The following is a 19,433-nucleotide window of genomic DNA, read 5'->3' on the forward strand; positions in this document are numbered from 1 at the left end:
AATCAAATGAGCGGCCATCCCTGGCCGCACTCTTCAATGATCCCTTGCGATCGTCCTCGATCGTGAAGATCGAACGGGCAGTCATGCGTGGCCGCCCTTTTCAATCAAGCGCAGCCCGGCGCGGCGGCTGCCAGGTCTTGCGCGGCAGCCGCCCGCTGCGCGACAGCCGCAGCCACTGGCGCAGCGCCAGCAGGCCGCCGAGCGACTCCAGCAGCGCCGCCGGCACCCAGGTGATCACGCCGCCGATCATCTGCCCGGTGAGCACGTTGAAGCTGAACGCACGGCCGCAGATCTCGAAGATCGGATAGAGGTCGCTGCGCGAGAACGTGACAATGGCGCCGGCAAGGATCTGCGGCGCCATCGTGATGCCCGGCGACAGCACGCGCATGCCCGCGCCCATGCGTCCCGGCGGGTGCGGCCGGTGGTCGAGGATCAGCGACCAGTAGACGAAGCCCGAGAGCAGCATCGTCCAGTTCATGAAGCGGTAGACGCGCCAGTCCAGCATGGCCAGCGTCTGCGCCCACGGCACCAGCCAGATCAGCACGAAGAACACGAACAGGATCGACGCCAGCAACGGCTGGAACAGCACGCCGCTGACGGCACGCCACGGCCACGAGCCCCGCAGCGGCTTCAGCCAGCGCAGCCGCCAGCGCCGCGGCAGGCCCGCGCGCAGCACGCTGGCGGGGAACGAGGCGCAGATCAGCAGCGGCGCGAGGTGGTGCAGCAGCAACTGCTGCAGGCGATGCACGAAGAACTCGTGCTCGGCGTAGAAATCCAGATAGGTCTGCAGCGTGAGCCAGATGATCGCCATGCCGACCCAGAACGCCGCGCGGCGGGCGCGACTCACGCGCAGGCGCCGGCTGCCGCGCCAGTACAGCACGCCGGCCAGCAGGAAGCTCGCGAGAAACACCCACGAGAACTCCCACGGCACGATCCATTTCAGCAACGTTGCCATCAGTCCAGCATAGCGCCGGCAGCGGCGCGCCCATTGCGGCGGATTGCCGCTCGCGGCGCCGGCATGTTCACGGCCGCCGCCGGTTGCGGCGGGTGCGACGCCAGCCGTACAGCAGGCCCAGCAGCGCCACCAGCGCAGGCACCACCACGATGTTGATCACCTTCAGGCGCAGGCCCAGCGCGTCGATCTCGGCGTTGAGCTGGTGCTGCACGTCGCGCAGCTCCTTGTTGATCGCCAACTGGCGCTGGCGGAACTGCTCGATCTCGCGCCGCTGCTCGGTGCTGACGTTGCCGCCGTGGCCGCCCTTGCCCGGCTGCAGCTCCTCCAGCCGCTGCCGCGTTTCGGCCAGCTCGCGTTCCAGCTCCTGCTCCTTCTGCAGGAATTTCTGGTCGGCCACGTTGCGCAGTGCCTCCACGCGGGTGAACGGCCGCTGCGAGGTGGAACGGCCGCGGACCGACAGCAGCGCCGAGGAACCGCTGAGGTTGTCCACCAGGTTGCTGACGAACTCGCCGTTGTTCGCGAACGGCTGCATCATGACCTGGCCCAGGATGGTCTGCGGCTCCACCCACAGTCGGTCGCTGAGCAGGTCGGTGTCGGCGACCAGGATCACCTCGTCGCCGGCGGCCGAGCGCGCCAGGTGGCCGGGCTGTTTCGCGCGCTCGGGAAACGCGCTGGCGAAGCCGCCGCGCAGGCGCGCGGCGAACACGTAGTTGGTGTTGTCCGGCTTGTAGTCCTGCAGCAGCAGGGCCGGGTTGTCGATGGCCTGGAGCACCCGCACCACCGGCACCGCCTCGGCATCGGCGCTGCTCTGCAGCAGCGGGATCAACCGTGCGCTCGCGTTCGGGGTGAGGTCGAAGTGGCCGGCGGTGGACAGATCGATGCGCTGCAGGCTCGCGGTGACCACGTCGCCGTGGTTGAGCTGCTGCGCGTCCAGCCCCAGCATCGCCGGATGGCTGACGTTGTTGCCGTTGAGCTCGATGGTCAGCGCGTGCGCGCGGTCCAGCACCACCTCGTGCGGGTCGTAGCGCACGCCCCAGGCCGCGAACAGCCGCGGCAGGTTCGAGCTGTGGTCGGGCAGCGTGCCGCTGGCGGGATCGCCCGGCGTGTCGTCCAGTTCTGCATCCGGGTCGACGAACACCACCAGGTGGCCGCCGCGCAGCACGTACTGGTCGATCGCGTACAGCGCGTCCGCCGGCAGGTTCTTGGGATGGATCAGCAGCAGCACGCGGATGTCCGCGCCGACCTGCTTGAGCTGACCGGGATCGATCGTCTTCACCTCGAACAGCTGGGCCAGCTGCTGCATCGCCACCCAGGGCTGCTGGCCCAGCACCGGGTTGCCCTCCACCGGCAGCGAACTGATCACGCCGATGTGCGGCTTGTTGACCTGGTTGAGTTCGTACAGCAGCTTGGCGATGTCGTATTCGAGGAAGGATTCGCGCGCCGGATCGAAGAACGGGATCGCCAGCATGCGCTCCGGCGCGGCCTCGACCGTCTCGCTGTCGGCGCCGCCGGGCAGTACGCTGCCGGCCAGGCCGAAGAACACCCGCTCGCCGTTGCTGCCGCCGCTGGCCGAGGTGAGCCCCGCGCCTTCGGCGCTGGCCTCGTCGTCGGAGTACGGCACCGGATCGACCACCACGAGTTTCACGCGCCCGTGGGAGCGGGCCGCGATCTCCTGCAGCATGTCGCGCACGCGCTGCTCGTAGCTGCGCAGCTTGGGCAGGTCGCGGGTGGCGTGCTCGGAGAAATAAAGCGTGAGGCGCAGCGGCCGCTGCAGGTGGTCGACGATCTGCAGGGTGCCGGACGAGAGCGTGTACAGCCGGTCGGCGGTGAGGTCGATGCGCCGCGTGCGCAGCCAGTGTCCGCTCGACACGATCAGCGACACGAAGACCAGGGTCAGCAGTACCAGCGCCGCGTACAGCGTGGCGCGCCGGTTCCAGCGCAGCGGCGTGGTGAATACAGCGGGAAGGCGCAGACGGGCCATCGTCAGCGCACCCGCTTCAGTTCGAGCAGCAGCACGCCTGCGATCAGCCAGCCGACGATGCTGAGCACGAAGTAGGCCAGGTCGCGCAGGTCGAGCACGCCGCGCGCGATCGCCTCGAAGTGCCGCAGCATGCTGAGGTAGGCCAGCGCATTGATCAGCCGGCGCGGCAGCGCGCCGGAGAAGAAGTCCAGCACCTGCGGCTGGCCGGCCAGGATCAGCAGCACGCACACCGTGGCGGTGAGCACGAACGCCACCACCTGGCTGCGGGTCAGCGCTGACAGGCAGGCACCGATCGCCACGAAGCTGCCGGCCATCAGCCAGCTGCCCAGGTAGCCCGCGAAGACCACCCCGTTGTCGGGCGAACCGAGGTAATTCACGGTGAGCCAGATCGGGAAGGTCAGCGCCAGCGCCAGCCCGATGAACAGCCACGCGGCGAGGAACTTGCCCAGCATCGCCTGCCACAGCGTCAGCGGCAGGCTCAGCAGCAGTTCCAGCGTGCCGCCCTTGGCCTCCTCCGCCCACATGCGCATGGTCACCGCGGGCACCAGGATCAGGTACAGCCAGGGATGCACCACGAAGAACGGCTGCAGGTCGGCCTGGCCGCGCTCGTAGAAGTCGCCCGTGTAGAACGTGAGGATGCCCGCCAGCACCAGGAAGATGACCAGGAACACGTAGGCCATCGGCGTCACGAAGAAGCTGCGCAGCTCGCGCCGCAACACCGCGTTGACCGGGCTCATGCGCTCGCCCCCATCGCGTCCTGCGCGGTGGTGATCTGGCGGAACACCTCGTCCAGCCGCCCGCGTTCGAGCTGGATCTCGGAAACCTCCAGCCCCTGCTCGCGCAGCAGCTGCTCCACCGGTTCCAGGATGCGGGCGCCCGGCCTCGGAAACACGGTGATGCGCCCGTCCAGCGGATCCACCTCGATCGAAGCCACCTGCGGCAGCCGACCCAGCATCTCCTGCGAGACCCCGCTGCCCGGCGCGCTGAACGACACCGCGCCGTGGTAGCGCGAACGCGCCTCCAGCTCGGCGGGCGTGGCGTCGGCCAGCAGCTTCCCGCGCGCGACGATTACCACGCGGTTGCACAAGGCGTGCACTTCCTCCAGCAGGTGCGTGGAGATCAGGATGGTGCGCTCGCGCGCCATCGCGTCGATCAGCTGGCGCACGGTGTGCTTCTGGTTGGGGTCGAGGCCATCGGTGGGTTCGTCCAGCATCAGCACCGGCGGATCGTGCAGGATCGCCTGGGCCAGCCCCACGCGCCGGCGCAGTCCCTTGGACAGCGTGTCGATGCCGGCCTCCAGCACGTCCTCCAGCTGCAACCAGCCCACTACCTCGTCGAAGCGGCGATGCCCCACCTCGGCGGTGAGCTTGCGCATGCGCGCGATGAACACCAGGAACTCGCGCACCGTCATCTCGCCGTAGCTGGGTGCGCCCTCGGGCAGGTAGCCCAGCGCACGGCGCGCGGCAAGCGGCGCGCGCTGCACGTCGTACCCGCAAACCCGCGCGGTGCCGCTGGTGGGCGCGAGGAAACCCGCGATCATGCGCATTGCGGTGGACTTGCCGGCGCCGTTCGGCCCGAGCAGGCCCAGCACCTGGCCGGGTTCGGCGCGGATGCTCAGCGCGTCCACCGCGGTGAGCTGGCCGTAGCGGCGGGTGAGTCGTTCGGTCTCGATCATGGATGAGCGGGCGGCGGGAACACCTGCAATGTACCGCAAGCGTGCGGGAAGGTTCCGGCGCATCGGCAGCGGTCCAAGCACAAAACGCCAGGACTGCCGTTTTGCACGTCCGCAGGACGCCCGCGAGGGTGGCGCGCACGGATGTGCGCCATGAAAACGAAAGGCCCTTCCGGAGAAGGGCCTTTCGATGGAACGACAAGCGGGGCTCAGTGGCTGCTGGCGGGTGCCGGGGCGGTGCTCGCCGGGGCCGGCGCGCTGCCGGCGGCGGCCGGGCCTTGCACTTCCAGCGTCGGCTGCTTGATGCCGGCGGCCTGCTCCGGGGTCTGGTCCGGCGCGTTGGTGATCGGCAGGTACACGTCGAATTCGGCGTAGCTGGTGATGTTGCCCTGCGCATCCTTCAGTTCGGGCTTGGCCAGGATGTCGTACATGCGGTTCACCACGTCGTCGAACTTGTAGCCGTGGGTCAACGCATAGGCCTTCAGCATGTCGCGGGTCTGCGGCACGCCGGCGGCGGTACCGTTCCACACGCCTTCCAGCGCGGCGCCGCCGAACGCCAGGGTGGCGCGCACGTCGCCGTCGACGATCAGGCGGCCGAACTTGTCGTGGTCGCCCGGGTTCAGCGCCGCCGGGGCGGCGGGAGCCGCAGCGGTGCCGGCATCGGCCGGGGCGCTGCTGTCCAGCGCGGGCGGCGTCGGCGCGGTGAGCTGCTGGGTCTGGCCGTTGACATTGACGGTGCTGGAATCGATCGGCATCGCCACGTCGAAGGTGTAGGTGGTGTCGCCGTAGTTGGTGGTGAAGATGATGCGCGGGCCGGTGACGTTCACACCCAGCTTCTTCGCCGTGGCCTGGATTTGCGCCACCGCCTTGTTGACGGTGTCGGCCAGGCCCTCGATGCCGTCCTTGCGCTGGATCGAGGCCGGCACCAGCAGCACCGGGGTCTGCTCGGTCTGGCGGATGTACGGGATCAGGTCGCCGTAGTTGACGTTCGGCACCGAGGCCAGCACGTTCTGCAGGCTGTTCAGGCCGAACTCGATGAACGAGTCGGGATCGCCGTGGATGTACAGGTTGGCGAAGCGGTTCACCAGGTTCCAGCCGTACTTCACGTCATACGACCAGGTGATGTTGGTGAGCTGGTTGCGGCTGCCCTGGCGTTCCAGGTCGAGGGTGAAGGTCTTGTCGTAGCCCTTCCAGCCGTTGTCCAGGTCCCACACGATCTTCGCGCTCTTGGCGGTGCCGTCGACCTTGTTGAAATCCGGGGTGGCGCTGTCGATGGTCAGCGAGCCGCTGCCCGCGCGGGGATCGCTGCTGGTCCAGCTCACTTCGGCACCGGGGCCGAAAGCCTTGCCGGACCAGTTGTACTTGATGTGCGCATCGTACGAGTTCAGCACCGAGAACTCGGGCAGGCGACGGAAGTTCGCGAGCACGTCGTAGACCTGGCGCATGTCCTTGCCGACCACCAGCGAACGCTCGATGTGGCCGCTGCCGGGCATGATCACCGCGGCCAGCACGCCGATGCCGATGACGATGGCGCACGCCATCAGAAATTCAAGAACACGAACACGCATCATTCCAGGGTCTCCGAACGTCTGTACGCGGTACTCAGGTGTTGCCCCAGCCGTCGCGCGGGCCTTGGCTGCGGCTCGATCGCGGGGAGATGACCGGGGGTCGGCAAACGCCGAAGGACTGGATGTTACTTGCTCATGCGCCGGAACGCCATCGGGTTTCGGCAAGCCGTATGGACGGCTGCAAGACCTTGTTGCGGCAGGCTTGTCGGACCGCGCCGGACGCTGCGCCGCAGCATCCGCGGGCGCATGGATGCATCGGCGCGCCGCGGCTCAGACGATGCCCAGCTCCAGCGCCTTCAGCACGGCGCGGGTGCGGTCGCGCACGCCCAGCTTGGAGAGGATGTTGGAGACGTGGTTCTTCACCGTGCCCTCCGCCACCTTCAGCGAGTTGGCGATCTCCTTGTTGGAGTAGCCGCCGGAGAGCAGGCGCAGGATCTCGGTCTCGCGTTCGGTCAGCGGATCGGGCTGCTCCAGGCTGGTGAACTGGTTCTGCATGCGCCCCACCCCGGCCAGCAGGCGCTGGGTGACCATCGGCGCCACCAGCGAGCCGCCCGCGGCCACGGTGCGCACCGCCTCCACCAGTTGCTCCAGCGAGACATCCTTCAGGAGATAGCCGCGCGCGCCGGCCTTCAGCCCCTGCAGCACCAGTTGGTCGTCGTCGAAGGTGGTGAGGATGATGGTGGGCGGCAGCTCGTTGCGCGCGGCGAGCGCCTGCAGCACCTCCAGCCCGCTCATGTTCGGCATGCGCAGGTCCAGCAGCACCACGTCGGGCTTGACGCGGGGGATCTCCTGCACCGCCTGCGCGCCGTCGGCGCACTCGGCCACCACGCGGATGTCCTGGGCCAGATCGAGCAGCGAGCGCACGCCCTGGCGCACCAGGTTCTGGTCGTCGACGAGACAGACGGAAATCATCGCGGATCCTCGAAGCGGTCGTCGTTCCGGTGCGGCATCGAACGACAGGGGAAACAATGCGGTGTCCGAACCGATGCATTCTGGCATGCGAAAAGCGCGTGGCGCGAACTCATAGTGAGCATCACGGCACACTCAGCGCGGGCGGTTCGAGCCGCGAAGGCGCATGCGCCAATTCCGGCTGCTCGCCCAGCGGTAGGCGCACGGTGAGCGCGAAGCCCTCGCCCGGCGCGGTTTCCAGCACCAGGCTGCCGCCGAACTCGGCCAGCCGCTCGCGCATGCCCGACAGGCCGTTGCCCGCCTCCGGCTGGGTGGCGCCGCGGCCGTCGTCGCGCGCATGCAGGCCCAGCAGGCTCGGCCCGGCGTAGGCGAAGGTCAGCCACAGGTTGCGTGCGCCGGCGTGCCGCGCGGTATTGGTGATGATCTCCTGCGCGCAGCGCAGCAGCACCTGGGCGCGGCGCGGATCCTCCACGCTGAAGCGCGGCGGCATGCTCACGTGCACCTTGAGTCCCGGCACGCCTTCGGTGAGGCTGCGCAGCGCCTGGGTGAGGTCGATCGCGTCGTCCTGGCGCAGCTCGCTCACCGCCTCGCGCACGTCGGTCAGCAGGTGCTTGGCGGTGGCCTGCGCCTTGCGCACGTGCGCGACGGCGTCCTCGTTGCAGACGTGGCTGGCCACTTCCAGGTTCAGGCTCAGCGCGGTGAGGTGGTGGCCGATCAGGTCGTGCAGCTCGCGCGCGATGCGCATGCGCTCGGCCAGCCGGCTGGACTCGGCCAGCAGCGCGCGGGTGGCACGCAGCTCGGAGTTGAGCCGGCGGAGCGCCTCGCGCTCCTCGGTCTGCTGGCTGGCCACCACCGAGGCGATGAACGCCAGCGCGCAGATGCCCAGGTAGATGATGGTCTGCAGGATCACCTTGATGAAGCTGTGGCCGAACTCGGGAAAGTGCACGAACACCGCGATCAGGCTGAGGTACTGCAGCACGATGCAGAACACGCCGAGCCAGAGCGGCAGCAGCCAGGGCAGCACCAGCGACGTCACCGCGAACAGCATCGCGACCAGGCCGCTGTGGCTGTACCAGCCGACGGCCACCGCCGCGGCGCTCATCACCAGGACACCCACCAGCCGCAGCCCCACGTGGCGGCGCGAACCGAGGTCGTAGGTCACCGCCCAGTACAGCACTCCGAACGACAGGTAGCACAACGTCCAGATCAGCAGCGAGAACCCGGGACGATGCAACTGGCTCAGGCGGTCGGGCGCCCACTCGGTGAGCAGCGGCGTCCCCACGCACAGATAGGTGAACAATCCGGCGAAGCGCAGCAGCCGGATATGGCTGAAATTGACCTGAGGCATGCCGCACATCATTGGACACGCGCCCGGCTCGCGCAATGCGCGGGAAGTCATCCCTGCCGAAAGGCATGCGACTGCTTTACAGCGTCTTTACATGTGGCGGCGCGAGGTGTGCGGGTGGCGGGGGCATGCCATAATGTGACATTGACGCGAGGCCACGCCGGCCTCCTATAACACTTTGCGGAGCAACGAATGGCCCTTGCCATCCGCGACGTCAGCGAGCACGACCTGGACGCCGTGCTGGCCCTCAACAACGCTGCCGGTCAATCCATCATCGCCCTCGACGCCGCGCAGCTGCGCTACTTCTTCGAGCGCGCGGACTATTTCCGCGTGGCCGAGATCGACGGCCATATCGCCGGCTTCCTGATCGCGCTGCGCGAAGGCGGCGACTACCACAGCCCGAACTACGTGTGGTTCAGCGAACACTACCCCGCGTTCGTGTACATCGATCGCATCGTGATCGCCAATGCCTACCGCCGCCACGGCCTCGGCCGCATCTTCTATTGCGACGTCACCAGCTACGCCGAGGTGCGCGTGCCGCTGCTCACCTGCGAGGTGTTCCTGGAGCCGCGCGACGACGTGGTCGTGCTGTTCCACGGCACCTACGGCTTCCAGGAAGTGGGCCAGCAGCGCATGGGATCGAGGAAGGCGCGCCAGGTGAGCCTGCTCGCCAAGGATCTGCCCAGCTACGCCTACGTGCGCGAAACCTGGCTCGAACACGGCGGCCTGCCCGAACTGCCGTGGCTGGCCGAGCGTCGGCGCCCGGCACCGGCCTCCAGCCCGCTTCGGCAGGCCGGGGAGCGCCACGCATGACCGCCGCATTGGATGCAACCGACGCCTGCGACCTGCGCTTCGGTCAGGTGGGCATCGCCAACGTGCGCATCAAGCGCGTGGACGCCGCCGCGCTGTGCGAGGAACTGGAGCGACGCGTGCGCTCCGCGCCGCAGCTGTTCGCCCGCTCCGCCGTGGTGCTGGACCTCAGCCACCTGCTGAACCTGCCCGACGACGGCGCGGTCGACGCGCTGCTGGAGGCCGTGCGCAGCGCCGGCATGCTGCCGGTGGGGCTGGCCTACGGCACCAGCGAGACCGAGGCGCTGGCCCGCCGCATGGGCCTGCCGCTGATCGCCAAGTTCCGCGCCGCCTATGAGCCGGCAAGCGGCGCCATCGCGCCACCGGTCGCTCCCGAACCGGCGGCCGCGCCGGCATCGACACCGGCACGCGAGGCGCCCGCCGCCGACCCCGCGCCCGAACGGGCGCAAGGCTCGCTGCACCACGACGGCACCGTGCGCTCCGGCCAGCAGATCTACGCGCGCGACCGCGACCTGGTGGTCACCGGCACCGTCGCCAACGGCGCCGAGGTGATCGCCGACGGCGACATCCACGTCTACGGCGGCCTGCGCGGCCGCGCCATGGCGGGCGCCCAGGGCAGCGCCGACGCGCGCATCTTCGTGCACGACTTCCGCGCCGAGCTGGTGGCGATCGCCGGCCACTACCGCGTGTTCGAACAGATACCGAAAGACCTCGAAGGCCAATCCGTGCGATGCTGGCTCGAAGGCGAAAAACTGCTGCTGGCCCGGCTGTAACCGGGCGCTTCAACCACAACGACAAGAACGTTCCCGGGAGATGGTTACTTGACTGCTGAAATCATTGTTGTCACCTCGGGCAAGGGCGGCGTCGGCAAGACCACGACCAGCGCCTCGCTCGCCACCGGCCTGGCGATGGCCGGCAAGAAGGTCGCGGTGATCGACTTCGACGTCGGCCTGCGCAACCTCGACCTGATCATGGGCTGCGAGCGCCGCGTGGTGTACGACTTCGTCAACGTCGTGCACGGCGAGGCCACGCTCAAGCAGTCGCTGATCAAGGACAAGCGCCACGACAACCTCTACGTGCTGGCTGCAAGCCAGACCCGCGACAAGGACGCGCTGACCCAGGAAGGCGTGGAAAAGGTGCTCGACGGCCTGTCCGAGGACGGCTTCGACTACGTGGTGTGCGATTCGCCCGCCGGCATCGAGAAAGGCGCGCACCTGGCGATGTACTTCGCCGACCACGCCGTGGTGGTGGTGAACCCGGAAGTCTCCTCGGTGCGCGACTCTGACCGCATCCTCGGCTTGCTCGCCAGCAAGACCCGGCGCGCCGAGCGCGGCGACGGCGCGATCAAGCAGCACCTGCTGCTGACCCGCTACAGCCCGGTGCGCGTCGCCAACGGCGACATGCTCAGCGTGAAGGACGTCGAAGATATTCTCGGCATCAACGTGGTGGGCGTGATCCCCGAATCGGAACAGGTGCTGGCCGCGTCCAACTCCGGCGTGCCGGTGATCCTCGACGAGAATTCGCAGGCCGGCCAGGCCTACCACGACACCGTCGCCCGCATCCTCGGCGAGGAGCGCGCCCTGCGCTTCCTCGATGTGCCCAAGAAGGGCTTTCTCCAGCGCGTATTCGGAGGCTGATCGCGATGGGCATTCTCGACTTCCTGAAGCGCAAGCCCGAGCCCACCGCCGGCATGGCCAAGGAGCGTCTACGCATCATCGTGGCGCAGGAGCGCTCCGACCGCGGCGCACCGGACTACCTGCCGCTGATGCGCCGTGATCTGCTCGAAGTCATCAAGAAATATATCCACGTCGACATCGAGGCGATCAACATCAACCTCGAACGCGACAGCGGGCACGAGATACTGGAGCTGTCGGTGGCGCTGCCGGAAGTCAAGCAGGCCGCCGCCACGCCGGCCACCTGAGCGCCGCGCTGCCCCGGCCCGCCGGGGCGGCGTCATCCATGTCCGCCATCGCTACCGCTCCCGGCGTGCTGCGCCTCGCCGACCTCGGCGAGACCGCGCCGATCGCCCTGCTCGCCCGTCACGGCCTCGCGCTGCAACGCGTGGCCGACGACGCGCCCATTCCCGGCAGCTACTGGGGCGACGAGGAGGCCGGCATCATCGGCCACACGGTGTACGCGCGCAGCGACACGCCGGTGCATTCGCTGCTGCACGAGGCCTGCCACCTGATCGTGCTGCCACCGGAACGGCGCGCCGCCGTGCACACCGACGCCACCGACTCGATCGAGGAGGAGGACGCCACCTGCTACCTGCAGATCGTGCTGGCCGACGAACTCCCCGGCGTGGGCCGCGCACGGCTGATGGCGGACATGGACACCTGGGGCTACAGCTTCCGGCTCGGCTCCACCCGCGCCTGGTTCGAGCAGGACGCCGGGAATGCGCGGCGCTGGCTGGTCGAGCGCGGCCTGCTCGGGCCCGACGGCACACTTCCCGTGGCGGCCGACGCGGCCGCCTGACCCAACCCTCACGTTACGCAGGCCCGCCGTGGCGCGAACCCCGCACGAAGCTTTCGACCTCGACCATCTGCGCCGCCGCGTGGCGCGCGGCTTGATGCGCCTGCTGTTCGGCAAGCCCGCCGAGCCCAGCGGCGAGCCGCTGCCGCGCCGAAACATTTATCGCATCCTCGTCTGCCACATCAGCCACACGCTGGGCAATGCGCTACTGCTGACGCCGCTGATCCAGGAACTGGAAGCCACGTATCCCGGCGCCCAGATCGACATCGTCACGCGCAGCCAGGTCGGGCGCGAGCTGTATGGCCACTACGACCGCGTCAGCGAAGTGTTCCAGATGCCCGCACACGGCTTCGGTCATCCGCGCCAGTGGCTGCGCGCCCTGCGCGGCATGCGCAAGGCGCATTACGACCTCGCGATCGACGTCGATCCGCAATCGCAGACCGGCCGCCTGCTGCTGCTGAAGGCACGTGCCACCTGGACGCTGGGCTTCAGCGGGCCGAAGAAGAGCGGCAGCGTGACCCACGCGGTCGAGGTGCCCGAACACGTGCAGAACAAGGGCCAGCGCCCGGTCTACCTGCTGCGCCAGGCGCTGGGCGATCACAGCGAGGCCGACTACCCCGTGCCCGACATCCGCCTCGACGAGGCCGAGCTTGCACGCGGCCGGCGCGTGCTGGACCGCGTGCTGACCGCGGCCCCGGCCGACGCTCGGCACCGCAAGACCATCGGCGTGTTCGCCAACGCCACCGGTCCCAAGCTGCTGGGGACCGACTGGTGGAGCCCGTTGCTGGCCACGCTGGAACAGTTGCGTCCGGATTGCCGGCTGGTGGAGATCGTGCCGATGAACGGCCGCTCCATGCTGGACTCGCGCTACCCGAGCTATTTCTCCACCGACCTGCGTCAGCTCGGCGCCGTGCTCGCCAACCTCGACGGCTACCTCAGCCTCGACTGCGGCATCATGCACCTGGCCTGCGCCTCGTGCGTGCCCACGCTGGGCATCTTCACCACCACCCGCGCCGACGAATGGGGTCCCTACGGCCCCGGCAACCATGTGATCCACGCCTACGGCCTCGCGCCCGAGGCAGTGGCGCACGAACTCGCCGCACGGCTGTAGGAGCGCACCCTGTGCGCGAATGCTCTGATCGAAGCATCGGAGCATTCGCGCACAGGGTGCGCTCCTACACTGCCCCATGCTGCGCTAGTCTTCCCGTGTCACCGCGCCGCCACCTGCGGATGCGACCCATCACGCCACAGGAAAACCTCGATGAAGCCGCTGACCCGGATCGCCTGTGCCTTCGCCCTCGCCTTGCCGCTGGGCGGCAGCGCCCTCGCCATGCAGGCCGCGCCCGCGGCCACGACCACCACGGCCTCGGCCGCCGACCAGGCCTTCACGCAGCTGGCCGACCAGTACTTCGACGACTACTACTTCCCCGCCAACCCCAGCGTGGCTACCGCCGATGGCCTGCACGCATGGGACGGCAAGCTGGAGGACTACTCGCGCGCCGGCGTCGACGCCAACATCAAGGCTCTCAAGCAGTGGGAAGCGCGCATCGCCGCGACGGACCCGAAGGCGCTCGGCGAGTTCGTGCAAGGCGATCGCGAACTGGTGCTCAACAACATCCGCAGCACCCTGCTCACGCTGGAAGCGATACGGCCGTGGCAGAAGAACCCGGACAGCTATTCCAGCGGCATCACCAGCAGCGCGTTCACCCTGATGGAGCGCAAGTTCGCGTCGCCGGAAACGCGGCTGCGCGCGCTGATCGCTCGCGAAAAGCTGATGCCGGCGGTGCTGGCCGAGGCGCGCAAGAACCTCGACAACCCGCCGGAGATCTACACCGAGATCGCGCTGGAACAGCTGCCCGGCCTGGTGAGCTTCTTCCAGCACGACGTGCCCGCGGCCTTCGCCGAGATCACCGACGCGGACCTGAAGCAGCAGTTCGCCGCCAGCAACGACGCGGTGACCAAGGCGCTCGAGGACTACCAGGCGTGGCTGAAGACCGATTTGCTGCCGCGCTCGCACGGCGACTTCCGCATCGGCGCGCAAGCCTTCCGCGACAAGCTGAAGTACGACGAGATGGTCACCCTGCCGCTGGACCAGCTGGTCGCGATCGACACGGCGAACATGCGCGCGAACCAGCAGCAGTTCGCCAAGGTGGCGCACGAGCTCGACCCGACGAAGACGCCGCAGCAGGTGCTGGCCGAACTGGCCGCCGATCACCCGCCGCGCGACAAGCTGCTCGACACCTTCCGCGGCAGCTTCGGCCAACTGGTCGCCTTCATCCGGCAGAAGCAGATCATCACCATCCCCTCCGACGTGCGGCCAATCGTGGAGGAAACGCCGCCGTTCATGCGCGCCACCACCTTCGCCTCGATGGATACGCCGGGGCCGTACGAGACGGTGGCGAAGGAGGCCTACTTCAACGTCACCCTGCCCGATCCCGGCTGGAACAAGCAACGCACGCAGGAGTTCATGGCGCAGTTCAGCTACCCGGTGATCAACAGCGTGGCCACGCACGAGGCCTATCCCGGCCACTACATCCAGTTCCTGTGGATGCACCACCTCGACGACCGCGTGCGCAAGCTCCTGGGCGCGAACACCAACGTGGAAGGCTGGGCGCACTACTGCGAGCAGATGATGCTGGACGAGGGCCTGGCGCAGTTCCTTTACCCGCACGACCGCCGCCAGCAACTGCTGCTGCGCCTGGGCCAGCTGCAGGACGCGCTGTTGCGCAACGCGCGCTTCATCGTGGGCATCAAGCTGCATACCGGCCAGATGACGATGGCGCAGGCGGTGGACTTCTTCGTCAAGCAGGGCTACCAGTCGCGCGCCGTGGGCGAGGTGGAAACCAAGCGCGGCACCGCCGACCCCACCTACCTCTACTACACGCTGGGCAAGCTGGAGATCCTCAAGCTGCGCGCGGATCTCGAAAAGAAGCAGGGCAAGGACTTCAACCTCGAACGCTTCCACGACGCCTTCATGCAGCAGGGTTTCGCGCCGATCGCGATCGTGCGCAAGGCGATGCTGGGCGACGACTCGCCGGTGCTGTAATGGACATTCGAAAATCACGCTTCTTTGGATGAGCCCCATGACAAAACACGCGAACGCAGAGAAGCTGAGATTTTCCGCGAAGCTGCTCTTCCAATTTCGCGTGGTGAATGAAGGCAGGCCCAATGTCATGCGCTTGTGCGAGGAACGCATCATCGTCATTCAGGCACCGACTGCGCGCAATGCACTTGCGCTGGCCAAGCGCCGCGGGAAGTCCGTAATGCATAGCTACAAAAATGACGCGGGGTCCATGGTCCACTTTGAGTTTGTAGGAATCATGGACTTGCTCCATCTGGGAGCCGAATGCGATGAGGACGAAGTCTGGTACGACATCGTGCAGCGCAAGCTACCCATGGAACGCGCCGGATCCATCCTCCCTCCTGAAAACAAGCTCAACGCGATCCGTGAGTTTGATCTCAAGCTTTGAGCGGCATAAACCGCAAGATCAGCTGACATCCCTAGCAGGGGATCTTTCACTCCGCCGCGGAGACTGAAATGACTGTGCGCCGACTGGTGGTTCTGTTCGACGGCACCTGGAACAAGCCCGAGTCGAACACCAACGTGGAACGCCTGCGCCGGCTGATCGCGCCACGCGATGCGGCCGGCGCCGAACAACTCGTCAACTACATCCCCGGCGTGGGCGTGGCGTCCGGCATGCCCCACCTGCTCGGCGGCGCGTTCGGCTACGGCCTGTCCGGCAACGTGCAGGACGGCTATCGCTGGCTGTGCCGGGAGTGGCAGCCCGGCGACGAGATCTGGCTGTTCGGCTTCAGCCGCGGCGCCTACAGCGCGCGCAGCCTCGGCGGACTGATCCGCAAGTGCGGCATGCTGCGCCGTGACGCCGGCGGCACCGTCGGCAGCGATGCGGTCACGAACGCCTACACGTTCTACCGCGATACCGCGATCAAGCCGGGCGACCCCGAGGCCGTGCGTTGGCGCGCTACGCGCTCGACCGAAACGAACATCCATTTCATCGGCGTGTGGGATACCGTGGGCTCGCTGGGCATCCCGGACACCGCTTCGTGGTTTCCGTTCGCCGGTTCGCGTTACCAGTTCCACGACACCGATCTCAGCTACATCGTCAAGCACGCCTACCAGGCGCTGGCACTGGACGAGCACCGCGCCGACTTCGCGCCGACCAAGTGGACGCGCAACCCCGACATGCTCGCCCCCGGCGAATCGCCCACCGCGAAGAAGGCCGAGCAGGTCGAGGTGGAGCAGCGCTGGTTCATCGGCGCGCATGCCGACGTGGGCGGCGGCAATGACCACGACGGCGCCGGCCGCGCGCCCGATCCGCTGCCGGAGCTCGCGCTGGCCTGGCTGCAGCGCAAGGCGATGGCGGCCGGGCTGGCCTGCAGCGAACTCTGCGTGCCGGCGCCCGATGCCGCCACAGGCGTGCCGCGCGACTCCTACGGCGAATTCATGTACGGCATCTACAAGACGTTCAAGCCGCCGTTCGACCGGGTGATCGGCAACGGCGTCAACGAGACCGTGGACGAGTCGGTGTGGCGGCACGGCCGGCTCGCCGACGACTACCGCTCGCCCACGCTGGCGCGCGCGCTGCGCGACGACGTGATCGCCGCACCGCCCGGCGTCGCCTGAGCTTGCGCGCTTGACCGCCGCCCCCGCGCATCGGCTAGCATGCCGATGCATGAGGGAGATGGCATGCCTCCCGCTCCAGCCATGGAGCGAACCGCCGAAGTGCAGCCGCACCGACGCTAATGATGCCTGCACCACCGGATTCCGGCGGCGCAGGCATGCCTGTCGTCGCGGATGCCTCGATTCGCGGACAGGAGACATGACACGTGAACCTCAACGGATTCATCGCGGTGGGCCTGGGTGGCGCCATCGGCTGCTGGCTGCGCTGGCTGCTCGGCATCGCGCTCAACCCGATCTTCCCCACCGTGCCGCTGGGCACGCTGGCGGCGAACCTGCTCGGTGGCCTGATCATGGGCTGCATGATGGGCATCTTCGAGCACTTCCAGACCCTGCCGCCCGAGCTGCGGCTGTTCGTGCTGACCGGCTTTCTCGGCGGCCTCACGACCTTTTCCACATTCTCCGCCGAGGCCGACACGCTGCTGCTGCGCCAGCAATACCTGTGGTTCGGCGGCCACGTGGCGATGCACCTGGTCGGTACGCTGGGCATGACCATCGTGGGCATCGCGCTCACCCGCGGCCTGCTGCGGCATTGAGGAGCAAGCGTCCATGAGCACGGAAATCTCGATCGACGGCGTGCAGCTGCGCTTCTACGTGCACATGCACGCGCGCCACGACGGCCTGCTGGTGTCCCAGTGGCTGCTGGAGCTGGCGAAACGGCACAAGCTCGGCGGCGGCTCGGTGTTCCGCGCCATCGCCGGTTTCGGCCGCCACGGCGTGCTGCACCAGGAAGCGTTCTTCGAACTCGCCGACGACCTGCCGGTGGCGGTGGAATTCCTGCTGCGCGAGAGCGAGGCGGAAACCCTGCTGCAACTGGTGCGCGCGGCCGGCGTGGAGCTGGTGTACGCACGCATCCCCGCGCGCTTCGGCGTGCTCGGCAACGAGGAAACCCGATGAGCCAGGATTCATTGAAGCAGCGCGCGGAAGGCCTGCTGCAACACGCCGGCATCCGCATCGACGGCGACGCACCCACCGACGTGCGCGTGCACGACGAGGACCTCTACGCCCGCGTGTTCGCGCATGGCTCGCTGGGCCTCGGCGAGGCTTACATGGACGGCTGGTGGGACGTGGACGACCTGCCCGGCTTCATGACGAAGCTGCTGTCCTCGCACCTGGACGAGCACCTCAAGACCCTGGACACCTTGATCGCCCACCTCAAGGCGCGCTTCATCAACCTGCAGCGCGGCGAGCACGCGTTCGAGATCGGCAAGGCGCACTACGACCTCGGCAACGATCTGTTCCACGCCATGCTGGGCAAGCGGCTGGTGTACTCCTGCGGCTACTGGGCCGAGGCGGGCAACCTCGACGACGCGCAGGCCGCCAAGCTCGACCTGGTCTGCCGCAAGCTGCAGCTCAAGCCCGGCCAGCGCGTGCTGGACATCGGCTGCGGCTGGGGCGAGGCGCTGAAGTACGCCGCTGAGAAATACGGCGTCAGCGGCGTGGGCATCACCGTGTCCGAACAGCAGGCCGAGTTCGCCCGCGAGTTGTGCAAGGGCTTGCCGATCGAGATCCGCCTGCAGGACTACCACGAGATCGACGAGCCGTTCGACGCGGTGTATTCCATCGGCATGTTCGAGCACGTGGGCGGCAAGAACTACCGCGCCTACTTCGAGACCGTGCGGCGCTGCCTGAAGGAGGACGGCCTGTCGCTGCTGCACTGCATCGGCAGCAACGGCACGCCAGCCCAACCCGACCCGTGGATCGAGAAATACATCTTCCCCAACTCGATGATCCCGGCCGCCAGCCAGGTCACCGCCGCGCTGGAAGGCCTGTTCGTGGTCGAGGACTGGCACAACTTCGGCACCGACTACGACCGCACGCTCAGCGCCTGGCGTGCGAACTTCGACGCCGCCTGGCCGGAGCTGTCGAAAAACTATGACGACCGCTTCCGCCGCATGTGGCACTACTACCTCGGCGCCTCCGCCGCGGTGTTCCGCAGTCGCCGCGACCAGCTCTGGCAACTCACGCTGAGCCCGAATGGCGTGCCGGGCGGTTTGCGCGTGCCGCGCTGAGCGTCGACTCCGGCGGGTCAGTCGATGCCGGCGACAGCGTGCGGCACGTAAGGCGCTTCGAGCGCGGCGGCCTCGGCATCCGGCAAACGCACGGGCAGCGCCGCCACGGCCTCCTCCAGATGGTGCGGCCTGGTGGCCCCGACGATCGGCGCGGTGACCGTCGGCTGGCGCAGCAGCCAGGCCAGCGCCACCTGCGCCCGCGGGACGCCCAGCTTCTCCGCGACCTCGCCGACGCGATCGACCACGACCTTGTCCACCGCCGTGCTCGCGGCATAGACCCCGTCGCCCCAGGGATCGGAGCCGCCGCGCACCGTCGTGGGCCGGTCTTCCCAGGCACGCGTCAGGCGGCCGCGGGCGAGCGGGCTCCACGGCACCACGCCGATGCCTTGGTCCGCGCACAGGCCGAGCATCTCGCGCTCCTCCTCGCGATAGAGCAGGTTGTAGTGCGGCTGCATCGAGACGAAGCGCGTCCAGCCATGCCGGTCGGCGGTGTACAAGGCCTTGGCGAACTGCCACGCCATCATCGACGAGGCGCCCAGATAACGCGCCTTGCCCGCCTTCACCACGTCGTGCAGCGCCTCCAGCGTTTCCTCGATCGGCGTGGCGTCGTCCCAGCGGTGGATCTGGTAGAGATCGACGTAGTCGGTGCCCAGCCGGCGCAGGCTGGCGTCGATCTCGGTCATGATCGCCTTGCGCGACAGGCCGCCACCGTTGGCGTCGGAGCGCATCGGATAGAACACCTTGGTCGCGATGACGACCTCCTCGCGCCGGGCGAAGTCGCGCAACGCGCGTCCCAGCACCAGCTCGCTGCCGCCGCCGGAGTACATGTTCGCGGTGTCGAAATAATTGATGCCCAGTTCGAGCGCGCGGCGGATGAACGGTCGGCCGTGCTCCTCGTCCAGCGTCCATGGCCTCGCCTCGGTGGGCTCGACCGAATAGCTCATGCAGCCGAGGCAGATGCGCGAAACCTTGAGTCCGGATTTTCCGAGTCGTGCGTAATCCATGGGTCA

General features: G+C 68.0%; 20 protein-coding genes and 1 riboswitch. Of the genes, 12 read left to right on the forward strand and 8 right to left on the reverse strand.

Annotation, left to right across the window (positions count from 1 at the left end; all coding sequences use genetic code 11):
• Positions 1–100: 100 nt before the first annotated feature.
• From B0E52_RS06665 to B0E52_RS06695, 7 genes are all read right to left on the reverse strand, one after another.
• A complete protein-coding gene (locus B0E52_RS06665) occupies positions 101–958 on the reverse strand; it encodes a cytochrome c oxidase assembly protein (protein WP_077482845.1) in 858 nt (285 codons plus the stop codon).
• 64 nt (positions 959–1,022) lie between these two features.
• Complete coding sequence (locus B0E52_RS06670) at positions 1,023–2,936, reverse strand: Gldg family protein (RefSeq protein ID WP_077482847.1); 1,914 nt, start codon at positions 2,934–2,936, stop codon at positions 1,023–1,025.
• A gap of 2 nt (positions 2,937–2,938) precedes the next feature.
• On the reverse strand, positions 2,939–3,673 hold the full coding sequence (locus B0E52_RS06675) for an ABC transporter permease subunit (protein ID WP_077482849.1): 735 nt from the start codon (positions 3,671–3,673) through the stop codon (positions 2,939–2,941).
• Positions 3,670–4,611 carry an ABC transporter ATP-binding protein gene (locus B0E52_RS06680; protein ID WP_077482851.1) on the reverse strand — a complete coding sequence of 314 codons (942 nt, stop codon included), beginning with the start codon at positions 4,609–4,611 and terminating at the stop codon, positions 3,670–3,672. The genes B0E52_RS06675 and B0E52_RS06680 overlap by 4 nt, the downstream gene beginning before the upstream one ends.
• Before the next feature lie 206 nt (positions 4,612–4,817).
• On the reverse strand, positions 4,818–6,149 hold the full coding sequence (locus B0E52_RS06685) for a polyketide cyclase (RefSeq protein WP_254426729.1): 1,332 nt from the start codon (positions 6,147–6,149) through the stop codon (positions 4,818–4,820).
• A gap of 297 nt (positions 6,150–6,446) precedes the next feature.
• Complete coding sequence (locus B0E52_RS06690; RefSeq protein ID WP_077482853.1) at positions 6,447–7,088, reverse strand: response regulator transcription factor; 642 nt, start codon at positions 7,086–7,088, stop codon at positions 6,447–6,449.
• Positions 7,089–7,209: 121 nt separating this feature from the next.
• A complete protein-coding gene (locus tag B0E52_RS06695) occupies positions 7,210–8,433 on the reverse strand; it encodes a sensor histidine kinase (RefSeq protein WP_077482970.1) in 1,224 nt (407 codons plus the stop codon).
• A gap of 189 nt (positions 8,434–8,622) precedes the next feature.
• Between B0E52_RS06695 and B0E52_RS06700 the strand changes: the two genes are divergently transcribed.
• The 12 genes from B0E52_RS06700 (at position 8,623) to cfa (ending at position 18,423) form a co-directional block, all read left to right on the forward strand.
• On the forward strand, positions 8,623–9,243 hold the full coding sequence (locus tag B0E52_RS06700) for a GNAT family N-acetyltransferase (protein ID WP_077482855.1): 621 nt from the start codon (positions 8,623–8,625) through the stop codon (positions 9,241–9,243).
• Positions 9,240–10,013: a septum site-determining protein MinC gene (gene minC, locus B0E52_RS06705; protein WP_077482857.1), complete on the forward strand. Its 774-nt coding sequence runs from the start codon at positions 9,240–9,242 to the stop codon at positions 10,011–10,013. The genes B0E52_RS06700 and minC overlap by 4 nt, the downstream gene beginning before the upstream one ends.
• 48 nt (positions 10,014–10,061) lie before the next feature.
• Entirely contained in the window at positions 10,062–10,877 is an 816-nt protein-coding gene (gene minD / locus B0E52_RS06710; protein WP_077482858.1) for a septum site-determining protein MinD, read from the forward strand.
• 5 nt (positions 10,878–10,882) lie between these two features.
• Positions 10,883–11,161 carry a cell division topological specificity factor MinE gene (gene minE, locus B0E52_RS06715; RefSeq protein ID WP_077482860.1) on the forward strand — a complete coding sequence of 93 codons (279 nt, stop codon included), beginning with the start codon at positions 10,883–10,885 and terminating at the stop codon, positions 11,159–11,161.
• A 38-nt stretch (positions 11,162–11,199) separates the two neighbouring features.
• Positions 11,200–11,715, forward strand: a complete 516-nt coding sequence (locus B0E52_RS06720) for a hypothetical protein (RefSeq protein ID WP_077482862.1) — start codon at positions 11,200–11,202, stop codon at positions 11,713–11,715.
• Between the two features lie 28 nt (positions 11,716–11,743).
• A complete protein-coding gene (locus B0E52_RS06725) occupies positions 11,744–12,823 on the forward strand; it encodes a glycosyltransferase family 9 protein (protein ID WP_168174147.1) in 1,080 nt (359 codons plus the stop codon).
• A 150-nt stretch (positions 12,824–12,973) separates the two neighbouring features.
• The gene (locus B0E52_RS06730; protein ID WP_077482866.1) at positions 12,974–14,758 is read left to right on the forward strand and encodes a DUF885 domain-containing protein; all 1,785 of its coding nucleotides are present in this window, start codon (positions 12,974–12,976) and stop codon (positions 14,756–14,758) included.
• A 37-nt stretch (positions 14,759–14,795) separates the two neighbouring features.
• Positions 14,796–15,182, forward strand: a complete 387-nt coding sequence (locus tag B0E52_RS06735) for a DUF4288 domain-containing protein (RefSeq protein ID WP_168174148.1) — start codon at positions 14,796–14,798, stop codon at positions 15,180–15,182.
• A 68-nt stretch (positions 15,183–15,250) separates the two neighbouring features.
• On the forward strand, positions 15,251–16,357 hold the full coding sequence (locus tag B0E52_RS06740; RefSeq protein ID WP_077482870.1) for a DUF2235 domain-containing protein: 1,107 nt from the start codon (positions 15,251–15,253) through the stop codon (positions 16,355–16,357).
• Positions 16,358–16,402: 45 nt separating this feature from the next.
• Positions 16,403–16,493, forward strand: a riboswitch (Fluoride riboswitch).
• Positions 16,494–16,560: 67 nt separating this feature from the next.
• Positions 16,561–16,947: a fluoride efflux transporter CrcB gene (gene crcB / locus B0E52_RS06745; protein WP_077482872.1), complete on the forward strand. Its 387-nt coding sequence runs from the start codon at positions 16,561–16,563 to the stop codon at positions 16,945–16,947.
• A gap of 13 nt (positions 16,948–16,960) precedes the next feature.
• Positions 16,961–17,308, forward strand: a complete 348-nt coding sequence (locus tag B0E52_RS06750; protein WP_077482874.1) for a DUF190 domain-containing protein — start codon at positions 16,961–16,963, stop codon at positions 17,306–17,308.
• A complete protein-coding gene (cfa, locus tag B0E52_RS06755) occupies positions 17,305–18,423 on the forward strand; it encodes a cyclopropane fatty acyl phospholipid synthase (RefSeq protein ID WP_077482876.1) in 1,119 nt (372 codons plus the stop codon). The genes B0E52_RS06750 and cfa overlap by 4 nt, the downstream gene beginning before the upstream one ends.
• A gap of 17 nt (positions 18,424–18,440) precedes the next feature.
• Here the strand turns inward: cfa and B0E52_RS06760 are convergent, their stop codons facing one another.
• Positions 18,441–19,427, reverse strand: a complete 987-nt coding sequence (locus B0E52_RS06760; RefSeq protein WP_077482878.1) for an aldo/keto reductase — start codon at positions 19,425–19,427, stop codon at positions 18,441–18,443.
• Positions 19,428–19,433: the final 6 nt, after the last annotated feature.

This window comes from Rhodanobacter sp. C06, assembly GCF_002001105.1.
Classification (GTDB): Bacteria; Pseudomonadota; Gammaproteobacteria; order Xanthomonadales; family Rhodanobacteraceae; genus Rhodanobacter_A.